Here is a 16,247-nt window from a genome sequence, read left to right on the forward strand (position 1 = left end):
CTCATGATGTCCCAGTAACTCAATTCATGTCCCACTTACTATTATAGAATAAATGATCTAATTTTTAAATAGTATTTTGAAAAAAAGTCTAAATTATTTTGTTAAATCTCTGAAAATCTAAAATCTTTTTCTTTTACTGGATGATTTTATACTCATTTCATCTCTATATTTGGCTACAGTTCTTCTAGAAATTATCACACCACTATCCTTTAATATATTACATATATTCTGATCAGAAATTGGCTTTGATTTATCTTCTTTGTCAATTAAATCTTTAATATCATTCTTAATTTTTATTGTAGAAACATCTTCATCCCTATCATTTCCTATAGAAGTTGTAAATAAGTCCTTAATTTTTATTATTCCTCTATCTGTATTTAAATATTTTCCCTTAATTGCCCTACTAATAGTGGATTCATGCATATTTATTCTTTCAGAGATATCTTTTAAAGTCATAGGCTTCAAATAATTATTCTTATTTAGAAAATACATTTTCTGTATATCAAGAATTTGCTCAATAACTTTATATATAGTATTTCTTCTCATATCTATACTTTTAATGAGAAAAGTAGCACCATTAAGCTTTTCTTTAACGTATTTTTTTGCATCTTCATCTTTAGAATCATTTAGAATATTCATATACAAATTATTAATAGATATCTTAGGAATAAAATTATCATTCATCACAATATAGAGTTTATCTTCAATTTGTTTTATATAAGCATCTGGTACAATATATTCAGTTTCGTCTCCAGTATAGAAACCTCTTGATGGTTTAGGCTCAAATGATTTTATTATATCACCATAATCTTGAGCTTCTTGATTTGTTATACATAAATCCTTTGCGATTTTAGTATACCTATTCTCAGCAATATCTTCTAAATACTTGTCTATTATTTCTTCAAGATTATCATCAAGTATGCCTTTGTTCAGTGCTTGTATTTTTAAACACTCTTTCAAGTCCCTGGCTGCAATTCCAACTGGTTCTAGTTCTTGTAATATATCTAAAGCTTTATAAATAAATTTCTTGTCTATCTTTAAATTTTGGGATAATTCATCTACATCTTCTGTAAAATATCCTAAACTATTTATACACTCTATCATATACAAGCATATAGATTCCATGTAATCATTTTCAACCATATCTAAAAGTTGCTCTTTTAAATAATCCTTTAATGATCTTTTCTCTGATATAAAATTAAATGGTGATACACGCTCGTCATCTCTTGAAATTTCTTTACTATTGTAATTATCAGATTCTAAGTACTTTGATAATTTAGTATAATCAATTTCCTCATTATTTTCTTGCATAACTTCGGAAGGCTCAACATCTACTACAGGATTTTCCTGAACTTCTTTGTTAACATAGTCTAATAGTTCATAGTTAGACATTTGTAAAAGTTTTACAGACAATTGCATCTGTTGAGTCATTACAAGTTTTTGCTGCTGTGCTAAATTTAAATTAAAATCTAAATTCATACTATCACCCAAATCCAATTAATTATTTTTATACTATATTACGATTATATCACATTTAATTTCATCTACAAATACACTATATTTTTATAGACATACTTCTAATATTTATTATTGTAAAAGCTTGTAGTTTTATCTATATATACCTTTGTTATCCACTGTATTTTGCTATTTTATCCATATTCATATCTAATTAACAGCATTAATTATATGCTTAGAAAGTGGATCTTTTAAAGCTAATAAGTATTCATTAAATTTGATAACCATTTTATTTAATTATTAAAAATTAAATTTTAATAGAATAGTTAAAAAGCTGTCTCTCAATGCATATAGATGCATTGAGAGACAGCCCTTTCCGTTTATATTATGTTAATCTAAGGCATCTTCAAATAAATAACTAGTCAGTATACTAGTCTATTTTGAATTATACTACGTTAACAGAACCTTCTGATAGCACCACTATCATCAGAACCTGTTTCCTTGTATATTTCAAAATATACGTCGCATCTTTCACTTGTTATTTATTTTCACATGCCTAAGTATATATTTAATACTTCTCAATGAAAAATATTCCACAGGCATGAGCACCAGAATGTGCCCCAACAACACATCCTACTTCACATTCTATAAAATTATTATTATTATCTTCTAGATTTAACCTTAAATTAGATCTTATCTCTTCTTCATCAATATGAAGCAATATAGCTGTGTCCTTTTCATTAAATCCTCTTCTATTAGTATATTCTAAAACAGTCTTTATAGCCTTTTTAGTTCCCCTAACCTTATTCATCACAGACATTTCTCCATCTTTGACTTCAAGTATAAGTTTTATCCCCAAAATATTTCCTATAGTCCCTGCCGCATGAGATAATCTTCCACCCTTCACAAGGTTGTCAAGACTATTGAATATTAATGCACTTTTAACATGAGGAATAGTTTCTTCAATCTGCATCCTTATTTCCTGAAGACTAAGACCTTCTTCTTTAAGCCTACATGCTTTAAGTACAAGTACTCCAAGTCCTGAAGTAACATTCAAGGTGTCAATAACTACTACATCCTCTTTATTATCCAGCATATCTCTAGCCATACAAGCTGATTGATATGTACCACTCATTTTTGAAGACATGTTTAACACTAGTATTTTATATCCTTTTGATAAATACTTTTGAAAACATTCAAAATATCTTTGAGGATTAACCTGTGAAGTCGTTGGAAACTTTGTTTCAGTCTCCATAAGTTCTAAAAGTTTAGAGATTTTTAGGTCTATACCATCCTCATATGATTTATCACCAATATTCACTATGAGAGGCAGTACCTCTATATCATATTTTTTTATTACATTCTCGGACAAATCTGCAGTACTTACAGTTATAATTTTAATCTTATTCATTAAAACTTCTCCCTGATTAGGCATCTATAAACAACTAGTCCATATACTAGTTTATTTCCTTTTAGATACCCTTATTTCATATTTTCAAAACCAATTTGTCTTATTCCCTCATAAGCAACTATAGCTACTGTATTAGAGAGATTAAGCGATCTCAAACTAGTCTTTACCATAGGAACTCTTATACATCTTTGTGGGTCACTATCTCTTATTTCATCAGGAAGTCCACAGGATTCTCTTCCAAAGACAATAAAATCACCCTGTTTATATTTTGCATCGTCATAATAATTTTTACCCTTAGTAGTTGAAAAATAAAAAGTTGAATCTTTATACTTTTTTCTTAATTCATCAAAGGATTCATATAATTGAATATCTAAGTCCTTCCAATAATCAAGACCAGCTCTCTTAAGATGTTTTTCATCCAAACTAAATCCAAGAGGTTTTATTAAATGTAGTTTACTATTTGTAAGAACACAAGTTCTTGCTATATTTCCAGTATTTTGAGGTATTTCTGGCTCAAATAGAACTATATTTAAATTTTCCTTTCCCAAAATCATTTTATTTCCCCCATTTGCATATATAATAAATATTAATAATAAGCCAAAATTTATATTAACTCATAATATAATATTAGTAAAGTATCTATTATTCTTTATTCTAGATAATAAATTTAAAGCACAAATTTTTCTATTACCTTTGCTACTCCTGCATTATTATTTGTATCTGTTACATAATTTGCAATCTTTTTTACGCCATCAGTTGCATTTCCCATAGCAACACCCATACCAGCGTAATCTATCATGGATAGGTCATTTTCATTATCTCCAATGCAAATTATTTCTTCTCTTGATATGTTATAGAAATCTGCTAAAACTTTTACTGCCCTTCCCTTTGCTACACCTTTAATCATTATCTCTATATTATCTCTATTTGAACTTACAACTTCATATTCTCCAACTTTCAATATTTCCTCTCTTGCCTTATCTAAACTTTCATAATCATCACTGATACAAATACATTTTAAAATATTGTCTCCTTGCTCCTCAATAACTTTATTTATATCTTTTGTAGTAATTAACTTTATTTTATTCTTGTCAGGTAATATTTTATTCATTGCAGCATAGGTATTGTCTTTAGAAAATTCAGATTCTGTAAATACAGAATCATATTTATTATAATATACATTGAAATCATATTTATCAATTATACTCTGTATTTTTTTACATTTATCTACCCCTAGGGAAAGCTCATAAATAACATCATCTCTGTCCTTTTCCCTTATATATGCACCATTAGATGCTATAACAGGTGCCTTCACTCCAATTAGTTCAGCATAATATCTAGCAGAAGCAAAAAGTCTTCCTGTACATACTGCTATCTTAACTCCTTTTTCACTGGCCATTTTTAAAGCATTTAAGTTTTCTTCACTTACCTCTTTTTTATCATTTAAAAGAGTTCCATCCATATCAATACAAATTAATTTATAATTCATTATCTCATCTCCCCATAATCAAGGCATATTTCACTGATCATTTCTTCTCATATACCTAAAATGCAAACTATCTTTTTCAGAAAAATTATACCTTTATATTATACATTAATGCTGAAATTAATTCACCTTAATAAACCGTATTTCATTACATATTTATAGTAATAATTATTAATTAGTAATTGTTACTTGAAAAAACATCTAACAAAGTTTATACTATCATAAATGAACTTGTCTATAAACCAATTAATAATTTTCAAGCTAAAGCATGTGAAAATAAATAGTAAGTCAAAGATGCGACGAATATTTTGAATCCAACAAGGAAGCAGGTTCCAAGGATAGTGGGCTATCTGAGGGTTCTGCTGACGCAGTAGGATTCAAAATAGGCTAGCATACTGACTAGTTATTTATTTGAATATGCCTAAAGTAAAATATAGGAGGCATAAACATGAAAGATAAGCATTTAAAGATTGTGGTATCAGGAGATATTTGCATAAATCTCTTACAATGGAAAACAAACAATAGTGCTGCAGGTGTTAGTTGGCAATCTTATCCATATGTGCATAGCAGTCATAAACCTGGTGAAGCTCTACTTTTATCACAGCTTATAAGTTCAACTACAAACTTACCTGTAATATCACCTGAAGTAAAAGATATAAATGGTCCTCTGCCAGAAGGACTACTACATTCAACTTCTGAATTAGGACTTTTTTCTTTGTCTGGCAATAAAAAAGATAAAGATAAGGTATATCGCATAAAGAATTTTTTAGGTTATACAGGCCCCTTGTCAGGAGTTTCTGAATTGCTACCAATCGTAAATGACGATGAAAATGCCGATTTAGTTATATTGGATGATGAAGATAATGGTTTTAATGCCAACGAAGATTTTTGGCCTTTAGCCTTAAAAACAAAGGGTAAAGCCCCTATAGTTGTATATAAAATGAATAATCCTATAGGTTCTAATAGTCTTTGGCAGCACCTGGAACAATTTCACATAGAAAACACTATAGTAGTTATAAATGCAGATGATTTACGTTCAAAGGGTGTTAATATAAGTAAGAGTCTTTCCTGGGAAAGAACGTCTCTTGATTTTATTTGGCAGCTTAACAATAATCCAAGTCTCGCTTTTCTTGCCAAATGTCATCATCTTATAGTGCCTTTTGGGCTTGAAGGAGCTATACACTATAGAAACGATGGAACTAATGAATCTAGACTTTACTTTCTTACCAATGAATTTGAAGGCGATTTTATTAAAGACGGTCAAGGTACTATGTATGGACTCTTATCCTGTTTTGTATCAGGCCTAGTTCATAACATTGTCTTTGGACTACTTAATAATGAAGATATAAGTGAATCCATAAGTGAAGGTATCCGAGAAGGAATCGTGTACGCTCAGAAGTATTTTATTCATGGTTTTGGTAAAAATGCAAAGGATGATATTTGTAAATATTCTGAAATATTTATTGAAGGTGAAAATGACTTCATATATAAGGAACAAATACAAGATACTGTAATACGCAATTCTAATAATCCTAATTGCCGTGCCTGTTGGTACATCATCAAGGATAAAAGTTCTACTAATCTAGCAGAGATAGCTTATGATGTAGTTAAAAACGGGGAGGAAAGTGCTTTAAAATTTATACCTATAGCTCGATTTGGAAATCTTAAAACTGTGGATAGAACAGAAATTGAAAGTTACAGAAGTATTAAAAACCTTATGTTAGAATATATAGGAACTAAAAATACCTCTAGACCTCTATCCATTGCCGTATTTGGAACTCCTGGGTCTGGAAAATCTTTTGGTGTAACTGAAGTAGCTTCTACAATTGCTCCAGGTTTAATTGAAAAGATAAACTTTAATCTATCTCAATTACAAACACTAGAAGATTTAAACAATGCTTTTCACAAGGTCAGAGATCTATCTTTACAGGGCAAAATGCCACTAGTATTTTTTGATGAATTTGATTCTAACTTTGGGTCAAAATTAGGCTGGCTAAAATATTTTCTAGCTCCTATGCAAGATGGAGTATTTAGAGAAGGCGATTCCATTCATCCTATTGGAAAGGCTATATTTGTATTTGCAGGTGGAACAAGCACTACCTTTGAGCAATTCTGTGGAGAAGGAATTGAAGATCCATCTGAACAAAAACATTTTACAAGTGAATTTCAAAATTCCAAAGGACCAGATTTTATAAGTCGTTTAAGAGGATATGTAAATATTTTAGGACCTAATCAAACAGATGAAAATTGGGATCAATTATTTATCGTCCGCAGAGCTATGTTATTACGTTCATTACTTGAACGTAAAGTTCCTCATTTAATAAATGAAAAAGGTGAGGCCCAAATAGACAACGGAGTATTAAGAGCTATGCTTAAGGTAGCAAGATATAAGCATGAATCACGATCTATGGAAGCTATACTTGAAATGAGTATGCTAAACACTGCACAGAAATGGGAACAATCCCTTTTGCCTTCAAAGGAACAGCTTAAACTCCATGTAGATGAAGAGCAGTTCTCAAGACATTTAATGCAGGATGCATTTTTCAGTGAACAGATTGAAAAACTTGCAATGAATATTTATAAAAAACATCAAATGCTTAAAACTAACAGTGAATATAAAGATTTTACAAAACTATGGCATAGTCTTGACGAAGATGTAAAAAACTCTAGTATAGATCAAATAAGGCATATACCTGATGCCCTGCACAGAGTCAATTATGATATAGTTTCTGTTAAAGAAAAAGTAAGTGCCATTAAATTTACAGCAAAAGAATTAAATACTTTGGCCTCCTATGAGCACAAGCGTTGGTGTCTTCAAAAGAAAGAGGCAGGTTGGACCTATGCTGAAACTAAAAATTCAGAAGAAAAGACCCATCCTTCCCTTGTGGCTTGGGATATGCTTCCTGAAGATAGGAAGAAGAGAGTAATTGAAACCGTTAAGTTTTGGCCAGAAATATTAGCAGATGCATACTTCAAAATAGAACGATTAAAATCCTTATGTTATTGTGAAGTTCACGGTTTACTTGATTAGCTTTAAAAATAAAATGAGTAGCACTAAGCTACTCATTTTATTTTTAAAGATCTTTATTCTATTCTTCAAAGTATGAAAAGTTACATGGCTGACCTTCACAATTTATTACAATTTCATCATCTTCAGCTACAAATATTTTTTCATCATCTAAAAGATTTTTATTTAATTTAACATCCTTATTAACATTTTTATTATCCATAATACATACCTCCTAAAATAGTGAACTTCTATATTTAACCCGTTCATTATAAGATTAATATTTAATATCAATTAATAATTATTATTGTTTATACTTTTATTATAATACTTTATTTCTATTTTGCAATAGTTTTTTTAATTTATCTTTTCAATAGAATTTTTAGGAACACATATTTGAGTCTTTTTCTTAAGAAATGATTTTTTAGGATTATGTAAATATATATCTGCATACATATCATTAACGCTTGAAATAATTAAACCGTAACCTTTTAATTCATAAACATTATACTGGTTTGCTTCTATAAGTTTAGCATCATCTTTATATAAACTATCTTCAACTATTTCTGTTGATTTACTATCATATTGTTGCATAGAATCATTGAAATTAATTATATAACTTTTAGTATTATTATCGAAAATTTCTTTTACATATATTTTATCATTAGATTTGTATATGGGACTAATAGTATCTGTACTCAAAATTTCATTTTCAGGTTGGTAGACTTTTACGCCAAAATTCCAAATTAAAGATGGTAAAACAAATGTCATTAAAAAAATTATTATACATCCCAGTGAAATATCTACTAGCACAAATTGAGATATTTTAGTATATTTATACTTAGTACTATATTTTTTCTTATTTAATTTATTAAATTGACAACTATATAAAAAAATAATTGGTATTAGAAATAAAACTGATATATACATAAAAGTAACCATATATAATCTCCTTATTTTAATATTTAGAAATTTAAAACAACATAGTATTAATTTTAACTTATTTAGAAAGATAAATAAACAGAATTACATAAATCTTATGGTTTCTAAAAACAAAAAACTTAAGGCTTCCAGTAAACTTACTGGAAGCCTTATAAATTCTACTTGGTGCGGATAACAGGATTCGAACCTGCATGGTTTCCCACTAATACCTGAAACTAGCGCGTCTGCCAATTCCGCCATACCCGCATAACTAAGGAATTCACACCTTATATTTTTTTACTAATTCAAACTAGAACTAAAATAATTTATATATCCATTATACTACAATAATGTAAATAATCAAATTTTCATTTTATCCTTAATTAGATTACAAATTTTTATGATAATAGTCTTTATAAGAAAACAAAAGCAAGTACTTTACTTGCTTTCATTATACATACTTATATACCTATAATCTTTTTCGCTAACTTTTATATCCTTTTGTCATCTGAAATAAGTTTAGTATTAAGATAATCTTCTATAATATTTTTAACTTCAGTTCTGCTTAAATCAGTTTCTTTAATAATTTCGCTTACTAGTTTTCCTTCTTTAAATTTTGTAATTATGCCGTTTCTTACTTCCTCAGTTAAAATTTCTCCCTGTTTTACCATAGTATCTCCTCCTTTTAGAATTTAATTTTTTATATCATATTATTAATTAACGATAATTGTATCATACTTTATTAAATTTGATAAGATTTTTATTGCGAAATTATTAATTAATCTATGAAATTTATTATAAATTAATAATTTTTCAAACAAAAATATGCTGAATATATACATAATATAAATGCATATATTCAGCATAATAATTAAAAATCATCCTAAATTTATTATTTCTTAGTACCTCTTCTTATCACTTGATTAACAGCATTGTATGTGTCATTTGCTATCATTTCCTGTGATACCATAGTTCCATTTTGAAAGGTCTGTAAAAACACCTTTACCTTATGTCCTGTTGAAGGATTTTGATCAATCCTTGTAGTTCCTGCTGGTAATGTAGAATCATTAATATAAGAGACACTTGGTTTTATTTCTTGATAAACATCATTTACAACTTTATAAGTTTTATTAGTTAAACTATTGTTAGAATATATATTAAAAGTTTCTGTTCCATTATTTGAACTTCCTTCAATATATATTGGAAAATCTAAAGTATTTTTAAATTGATAATCTAAATTCCCGTAGTCTACCGTTGCGTCAAATCCCAGCGGCACATAAGCTGAAGGAATAGTGTGATGCAATCTTTCAGTTGATTTTATTCCAGACTGTAATACTGCATTATAAAGCGTAGTAGAAACTTGGCATATACCTCCTCCAAGTCCCATTCCAGTACTGTATCCTATATCTACCGGTGCAGATTGATAGCCTTTTGCCGCTGTTCTCTCTCCTACAACACCATTAAAACTAAAGGATTCTCCTGGCATAAGACAGAGACCACTTATAGCCCTTGTAGCAAGCTGAATATTAACAACTCTTCCCGCACTTGATCTAGATCCAAACTCTGTGCTAAATGTAGATATTAATGTATTAACACTTTGAAGTTTATCCTTGGTTTTACTTGCCTTCACAGTTTCTACATCTGCCTGTACATTTGTATCTGATCCAACAGTTCCATCTATAGCTCCTGTTATCTTGTTTTTAAGTTCCTCATCCTTTAGCTTAAATCCATCTGAATCAGATGAAACTTGAAAACCTGAACCTGACTTTGTAATAATAGCATTTACAGGATCTTTATTTACATCCTTCTTTATAGTATCTACAAAATCATCTAAAGGCTTTTTATTATAGGTAAAAGCAAGTTTATAATCCTTTTTAACCGGTTTTTTTATAATATTATATTTACCATAAGTCCCAAGGTTTTTTCCATAATCAAAAGCTTCTTTTACAACTTTATCTGTATTATATTGTGCATCTAATTTAGAATAAGTTATACTATAATTTTTATCTCTAGCTTGTACATTTACTTTCTTATCTCCAACTACAGCTTGATATTTATCTGAAACCATTTTCTTAGCTTCAACTACAGTCTTTCCAGAAACATCTATATTCCCAATCTTTACTCCTGGATAAATAATATTGTCGAAACTTTTAACTTTTGAATAAATATTATATGCTGGTATAGAAATACCTAAAATTACTATAATAGCGCATACAACGCCTATAATAATTATATTTTTTTTCTTCATAAGTAATCTCCTCTCCTAATTATATGCTATTATTATACTACAAAATATTAGCCATATATATAATTTGCTTTATATATAAAATATTAAATTTTTCTTACATATAGAATAAGTATTGGATTTTATCTTAGGCACATTCAAATAAATAACTAGTCAGTATGCTAGTCTATTTTGAATTCCACCGCGTCAACAGAACCCTAAGATAGCTCACTATCTTAGGAACCTATTTCCTTGTTGACTTCAAAATATACGTCGCATCTTTGTCTTGTTATTTATTTTCATATGCCTTAAACTAAATTCCATATATTAAAGTTCAAAAAATTTATATATTATGATAAAATCATGAGAAAGGAAGTGATATTATGCATAATTTAGAAAAAATAAAATATTATCTTAGTAATATTCTTGCAATAGCTAGTCCTAGTGGATTTACTTCTAATATAATGGACTATATAAAAGAAGAATTACATTTATTGAATGTATTTTATTATACAACAAACAAAGGTTCTGTTGTTGTAAAAATAGATGGTGAGAATAAAGATTATATAAAAACATTCTCCTGCCATGTAGATACTTTAGGTGCTATGGTAAAAGAAATCAAATGTTCAGGAACTTTATCTCTATCTCCTATAGGTGGATTTATGATGAATTCAATAGAAGGTGAAAACTGTACAATTGAAACTATAGAAGATAAGAACTTTAGTGGTACCATTCAAACTATAAAACCATCAATACATATTCATGATGATGCAAGAGATTTAAAAAGACAACCGTCAAATATGGAAGTAGTTCTAGATGAAAAGATTAATTCAAAGGAAGATGTAGAAAAATTAGGAATATCCGTAGGTGACTTTATAACCTTTGATCCCAGAACAAAATTTACCAATAATGGATTTATAAAGAGCAGACATCTTGACGACAAGGCAAGTACTGCTATATTTCTTTATGCAATTAAACACATTTCTGAAAACAATGTAAAGCTTCCTTATACAGTTAATTTTTTATTTACTAATTATGAAGAAGTTGGACACGGTGGTTCTTCTATTCCTGAAGGCACAAAAGAATTCATTGCTGTTGATATGGGGGCTCCTGGAACTGGACAAAATTCCTCTGAATACAGTGTTTGTATTTGTGCAAAGGACTCTTCTGGGCCTTATGATTTAGAATTAAGAAAACGCCTTACAAATATATGTAAAGTTAAAAATATATCCTATAAAACAGACATATATCCTCATTATGGTTCTGATGCTTCATCTGCTTTAAGAGCTGGATGGGATGTAAAAACCGCCTTAATAGGTACTGGTGTGTATGCCTCTCATGGATATGAAAGAACACATATGGATGGAATAATATCTACTTTGAATTTAATAGTAAACTACTGCATGGAAAATTAGTTTAGTTGTGAATAATCACCTACAAATTAAAATATCATTTTTAGTTTTTAAAGTATATTTTTATAAGAGGTTAAGAGAATATGTTAAAATAGAATAAAAGGTTTGTCTCTAATACACATTAATGCATTTTGAGACAAACCTTTTTACTTTCAAATTATCAGATTCCATATTTTTGAATCTTCAATCTCTCTTATAATAATCTATACATCATATTGTAATTACTGTTGATTTCTATTGAATCTCCTATATCTTTCCTTAAATTTCACAATATTCTTTAATAATACATTAATAATATAAGGATCAAAGTGCTTACCTGAATCTTCAATTATAATATCTAAGGATTCTTGAAAAGAAAAAGCTCTCTTATAAGGTCTTTTGCTAGTTAATGCATCCAGTACATCTGCTACAGCCACTATTCTTGCACTAAGTGGAATTTCTTCACCTTGTTTTCCATAGGGATAGCCTGTCCCATTCCACCATTCATGATGTCCCTCAGCTATTTCAATTCCCATAGCAAATATACTTCTTCCTCTTTTCTTTAGATTCTCATCTGCCATTCTTAAAACTTTTCCACCATAAGTAGTATGAGTTTTCATTATTTCAAATTCTTCTTTAGTTAATTTTCCTGGTTTTAACAATATGTCATCTCTTATAGCTACTTTTCCTATATCATGAAGAGGACTAAACCTCTCTATAGCATTTATATAAGTCATATCAATTACATCTTTGTATTTATTCTCTTTTGATAAATATTCAGCTAACATCCTAGAATAGATTTTCATCCTATTTAAATGTTCTCCAGTTTCTGGATCTCTTTCTTCAGTTAGTACTGCTAATGCTAAAGTAGAACTTATCACCATATCTTCAATAAAAATATCTTCTTCAAGACTTAACATAATACTGTTAGCAACAATTTTAAGAAATTCTACATGTTCTTTTTTATAAACATTCTTCTTACTACTAGAAAAAAATATTATTCCTATAGGTTTATCATTATTTATTAATGGAAAGGTTATAGATGATTTTATGCCTTCTTCTAATAATATCTTATTGTATTCACGCATTTTTTTCCCTTTAACATATTCATCTAAATCATTTATAAGTCTCGCTTTCTTACTCTTTAATACGTCACCCAAGCTTGTACTTGAAATTTCTGCTTTTAATCCTAACATTCTCTTAGCCAGATCTTTATGTTCCTTTGCTGCTGAAACATAAGACGCTTTTATTATTTCTCCATCATCCTCAATAAGTGCTACACCAATATAGGTATAAGGCACATATTCTAAAAAGGAATTAAAAATTCTATCCAATATATTTCTAAAAGGTACATTTTTGCTTAAATCTTCAATTATATTAATTAAACTTTTCAATTTATTGAATACAGTCTGTACTTCATAAAATATAGGTTTTAGTTCCTCTCCCTTAAATTTAGGAGTAGCTGTGCTAATATCATTAATTCCTATTTGTGTCATTCCTCTATAAAATTGATTCATAGGCAAAAATAAATTTATATATGTATTTATCATAAATATACCTAATAGTATCAATATTAATATACCAATACCTGTTAAAATATTTACATATACTTGCGTTTGATTACTATTATATATTTGTATTATACTTGTTATCTTATCATTTTGATTTAAAAGAGTTTGATTGTTTTCGTTAATATATCTAGTTGATTTCAACAAATCTGTTAAAGTATTTTTATTAGTTAAAATTATGTTTATATTATAATTATATTGAGACCAAATTTTATCATGCTGCTGAAAAATTTTATTTAATTCATCATTAGATATTCCCTTAAAACTTACTTTTTTATTATTGTATGTTATATATCCATGCTTTATAGAATTATACTGCTTCTGATAAGCATCTCTTGATTGTTGAAGCTCTTTTAATGTTGAATTCATCTTATTTTGTAATGTATTTTTTGATTCACCATTACCATTATATACTTTTAGCACTGAATCTATTTCAAAAATTCTATTAGCATCCTTTGCTAAAACTTGAGTTAATGTACTTTGATTCGCTAATGAATTTGTAAGAATAGTACCTTGATGACTTCTATATATATTAAGAATTAACAATGAAAAAAAGGCAATAATCAACAAAGTAAATAATGTAACGATTATTGCCAATTGCTCTCTATAAAGATTAATAATAGATTTATTTTTATTTCTATACATTCCTATACTCCTATATCTGTTATATTAACCGGCTTATACTACTAAGGCAATTATAAATTGAACATGTGACAATCACCTTTTACCAGCCTCCTGAAGAGCCACCTCCTCCAGAGTCACCACCGCCGAAACCACCAAAACCGCCTCCGCCAGAAGAACCGCCGCTGGAACCACCAAATCCTCCTCCGCTTCCGAAGCCGCCAATACCTCCAAACCCGCTTCCTCCACCAAAGCCACTTCCGTCTCTTGGTCCTTTTCTAAATTTACTTATAATAATTATTATAATTATTATAACTATCAAAGCAGCTGGTATATAATCACTTATTTCATTAATAGAATTGCCATTACTCTCATTAATATTTATATTTGAATTCTTCTCTAAAGTTACATTATAATATTTTGCTATGTCATCTGCAAACATAGAATAGGAATTTTTTATTCCGCCATTGAAGTCTCCTGATTTAAATTTAGGAGCTGCAACAGAATCCATAACCCTTGCAGAGTAAATGTCGGTTATTGTACCTTCAAGTCCCTTTCCAACTTCTACTCTCCATTTCTTGTCATTTAGAGAAATTAGTATAAGTAATCCATTGTTTTTATCCTTTTCACCTATACCCCAATTTCTAAAAAGTTCATTTGCATATCCTTCTATGTCTCTGCCATCTAAGGATTTAATTATAACAACTACTGATTGAGCACCAGTCTTTTTTTCAAGTTCATTTCCCACAGATACAATATATTGCTTTGTACTCTCATCCATGGTTCCTGCATAATCATTTACGTATTTAAGGTTAGTAGGAGCAGGAATTTGTGGCTGTGATTTTACACTGCAAACAGGTATAATAACCAACAATATTAATGCTATTAATATTACGCATATTCTATTACCTTTAATTTTATTCATAATAATACCTACTTAGTAAAATCAACTTTAGGTACTTGTTTAGCCCCTTGGTCGGCCCTATAATAAGGTTTAGAATTAAATCCAAAAATTCTAGCTATAATATTAGTAGGAAATTTCACTATAGATGTATTATAATTATTAACAGCATTATTGTAGTCTTGTCTTGCTACTGAAATTCTATTTTCACTGCCTTCAAGAGCTACTGATAAATCTCTAAAATTTTGATTAGATTTTAAGTCTGGATAATTTTCTACTATTACTAAAAGTCTTGAGAGTGATTGTGAAAGTTCACTATCCGCTTGGGCCTTCTCTTGTATTCCCTGAGCACCACCAAGCTTTGCCCTGGCATTAGCAATACTCGTAAATATATCTTTTTCCTGTGACGCATACCCCTTTACTGTGGATACAAGATTAGGAATTAAATCGGATCTTCTCTGAAGCTGAGTGTCTATATTTGATGATGAACTACTCACCTTTTGATCTAATGTTGCTATAGAATTATAACTACTGGTAATTGGTATTATAATAATTAATGCTATTACTATGATAACTATTATGGTTTTTAACGTTTTGCTCATAATATTCCTCCCCTGCTATATTTAAATATTAAAATAAACTTCCATTATATCCCCAGTCATCAATCTCATGAAAAATTACATATATACTTTCTCCATCAATGCTAAGTTCATCTTTTAGTAATTTACAAATAGCCCCAGTAAGTTCTTCCTTACTCTCTCTACTTACCCTTCCACATATTTGCACTTCTACTACAGCAGCTTTTTCCTTTTTTTCCCCTCTAAAGTATAGTGTCTTATCGTCACTAAATCCTACAAATAACCATTCTTCACCTTTGCCAGGTAAAATACTTATAAGCTTCCCTAACTTTTCCTTTATAATATCTTTCTTTTCCTCTGTAAGTTTCATTGTTAAATTTGAATTAATATAAGGCATAATAACACTCCTTAACAAGTTTATATTAGAATCCTATCACTCTTGTTTATTTTTAGATTCTCTGCTTAAATTATACCATGATATTAATAAAATTACATTTACTTATTAATTTTATAACATTTATATGTATAATTTTTATCAAAGAATTTATCTTCTGAAAATTATATGTTAATAAAATCACTTAAATGAATTAGACATTTTATTTAATTTCTTAAGAACTGTCTTGTATCCCTCTTTTATAAATTCATTACTTACTAATTGATGATAAGTAACTCCATCATCCACGT

General features: G+C 28.9%; 14 protein-coding genes and 1 tRNA gene. 2 read left to right on the forward strand and 13 right to left on the reverse strand.

The features are described from left to right. Positions 1–117: 117 nt before the first annotated feature. The 4 genes from rpoN to RH99_RS09050 all read right to left on the reverse strand — a co-directional run bounded on the left by rpoN (position 118) and on the right by RH99_RS09050 (position 4,355). Positions 118–1,479, reverse strand: coding sequence for an RNA polymerase factor sigma-54 (rpoN, locus tag RH99_RS09035; RefSeq protein WP_010236815.1), 1,362 nt, complete (start codon positions 1,477–1,479; stop codon positions 118–120). Positions 1,480–2,023: 544 nt separating this feature from the next. Next, entirely contained in the window at positions 2,024–2,866 is an 843-nt protein-coding gene (gene fakB, locus RH99_RS09040) for a DegV family protein (RefSeq protein WP_010236817.1), read from the reverse strand. A gap of 71 nt (positions 2,867–2,937) precedes the next feature. Next, positions 2,938–3,420 (reverse strand): tRNA (cytidine(34)-2'-O)-methyltransferase, encoded by a 483-nt coding sequence (locus tag RH99_RS09045; protein WP_010236818.1) that lies wholly within the window; start codon positions 3,418–3,420, stop codon positions 2,938–2,940. A gap of 113 nt (positions 3,421–3,533) precedes the next feature. After that, the gene (locus tag RH99_RS09050; protein ID WP_010236820.1) at positions 3,534–4,355 is read right to left on the reverse strand and encodes a Cof-type HAD-IIB family hydrolase; all 822 of its coding nucleotides are present in this window, start codon (positions 4,353–4,355) and stop codon (positions 3,534–3,536) included. A gap of 445 nt (positions 4,356–4,800) precedes the next feature. Between RH99_RS09050 and RH99_RS09055 the strand changes: the two genes are divergently transcribed. Further along, on the forward strand, positions 4,801–7,383 hold the full coding sequence (locus RH99_RS09055) for a RyR domain-containing protein (protein WP_010236822.1): 2,583 nt from the start codon (positions 4,801–4,803) through the stop codon (positions 7,381–7,383). Between the two features lie 58 nt (positions 7,384–7,441). Here RH99_RS09055 and RH99_RS19365 read toward each other — a convergent pair whose 3' ends face one another. The 5 genes from RH99_RS19365 to RH99_RS09075 form a co-directional block, all read right to left on the reverse strand. Further along, on the reverse strand, positions 7,442–7,582 hold the full coding sequence (locus RH99_RS19365; RefSeq protein ID WP_162829318.1) for a hypothetical protein: 141 nt from the start codon (positions 7,580–7,582) through the stop codon (positions 7,442–7,444). 134 nt (positions 7,583–7,716) lie between these two features. Continuing rightward, positions 7,717–8,130 carry a hypothetical protein gene (locus RH99_RS09060; protein WP_243441476.1) on the reverse strand — a complete coding sequence of 138 codons (414 nt, stop codon included), beginning with the start codon at positions 8,128–8,130 and terminating at the stop codon, positions 7,717–7,719. A gap of 334 nt (positions 8,131–8,464) precedes the next feature. Further along, positions 8,465–8,547, reverse strand: a tRNA-Leu gene (locus tag RH99_RS09065). 224 nt (positions 8,548–8,771) lie between these two features. Beyond that, positions 8,772–8,951, reverse strand: coding sequence for a hypothetical protein (locus RH99_RS09070; RefSeq protein WP_026038451.1), 180 nt, complete (start codon positions 8,949–8,951; stop codon positions 8,772–8,774). 221 nt (positions 8,952–9,172) lie between these two features. Further along, positions 9,173–10,528 carry a VanW family protein gene (locus RH99_RS09075; RefSeq protein ID WP_010236826.1) on the reverse strand — a complete coding sequence of 452 codons (1,356 nt, stop codon included), beginning with the start codon at positions 10,526–10,528 and terminating at the stop codon, positions 9,173–9,175. Positions 10,529–10,884: 356 nt separating this feature from the next. Between RH99_RS09075 and RH99_RS09080 the strand changes: the two genes are divergently transcribed. Next, positions 10,885–11,919, forward strand: a complete 1,035-nt coding sequence (locus tag RH99_RS09080) for a M42 family metallopeptidase (protein WP_026038452.1) — start codon at positions 10,885–10,887, stop codon at positions 11,917–11,919. A gap of 218 nt (positions 11,920–12,137) precedes the next feature. On the opposite strand, the gene RH99_RS09085 is transcribed toward RH99_RS09080, so the two are convergent. From RH99_RS09085 to RH99_RS09100, 4 genes are all read right to left on the reverse strand, one after another. Next, on the reverse strand, positions 12,138–14,108 hold the full coding sequence (locus RH99_RS09085; protein ID WP_010236831.1) for an HD-GYP domain-containing protein: 1,971 nt from the start codon (positions 14,106–14,108) through the stop codon (positions 12,138–12,140). 79 nt (positions 14,109–14,187) lie between these two features. Beyond that, positions 14,188–15,009: a TPM domain-containing protein gene (locus tag RH99_RS09090; RefSeq protein ID WP_010236833.1), complete on the reverse strand. Its 822-nt coding sequence runs from the start codon at positions 15,007–15,009 to the stop codon at positions 14,188–14,190. 8 nt (positions 15,010–15,017) lie between these two features. Further along, positions 15,018–15,587 (reverse strand): LemA family protein, encoded by a 570-nt coding sequence (locus RH99_RS09095; protein WP_010236835.1) that lies wholly within the window; start codon positions 15,585–15,587, stop codon positions 15,018–15,020. Positions 15,588–15,615: 28 nt separating this feature from the next. Next, the gene (locus RH99_RS09100) at positions 15,616–15,960 is read right to left on the reverse strand and encodes a phenylpyruvate tautomerase MIF-related protein (protein ID WP_010236837.1); all 345 of its coding nucleotides are present in this window, start codon (positions 15,958–15,960) and stop codon (positions 15,616–15,618) included. Between the last annotated feature and the right edge of the window lie 287 nt (positions 15,961–16,247).

This window comes from Clostridium arbusti SL206 (genome assembly GCF_000246895.1).
GTDB lineage: Bacteria > Bacillota > Clostridia > Clostridiales > Clostridiaceae > Clostridium_I > Clostridium_I arbusti.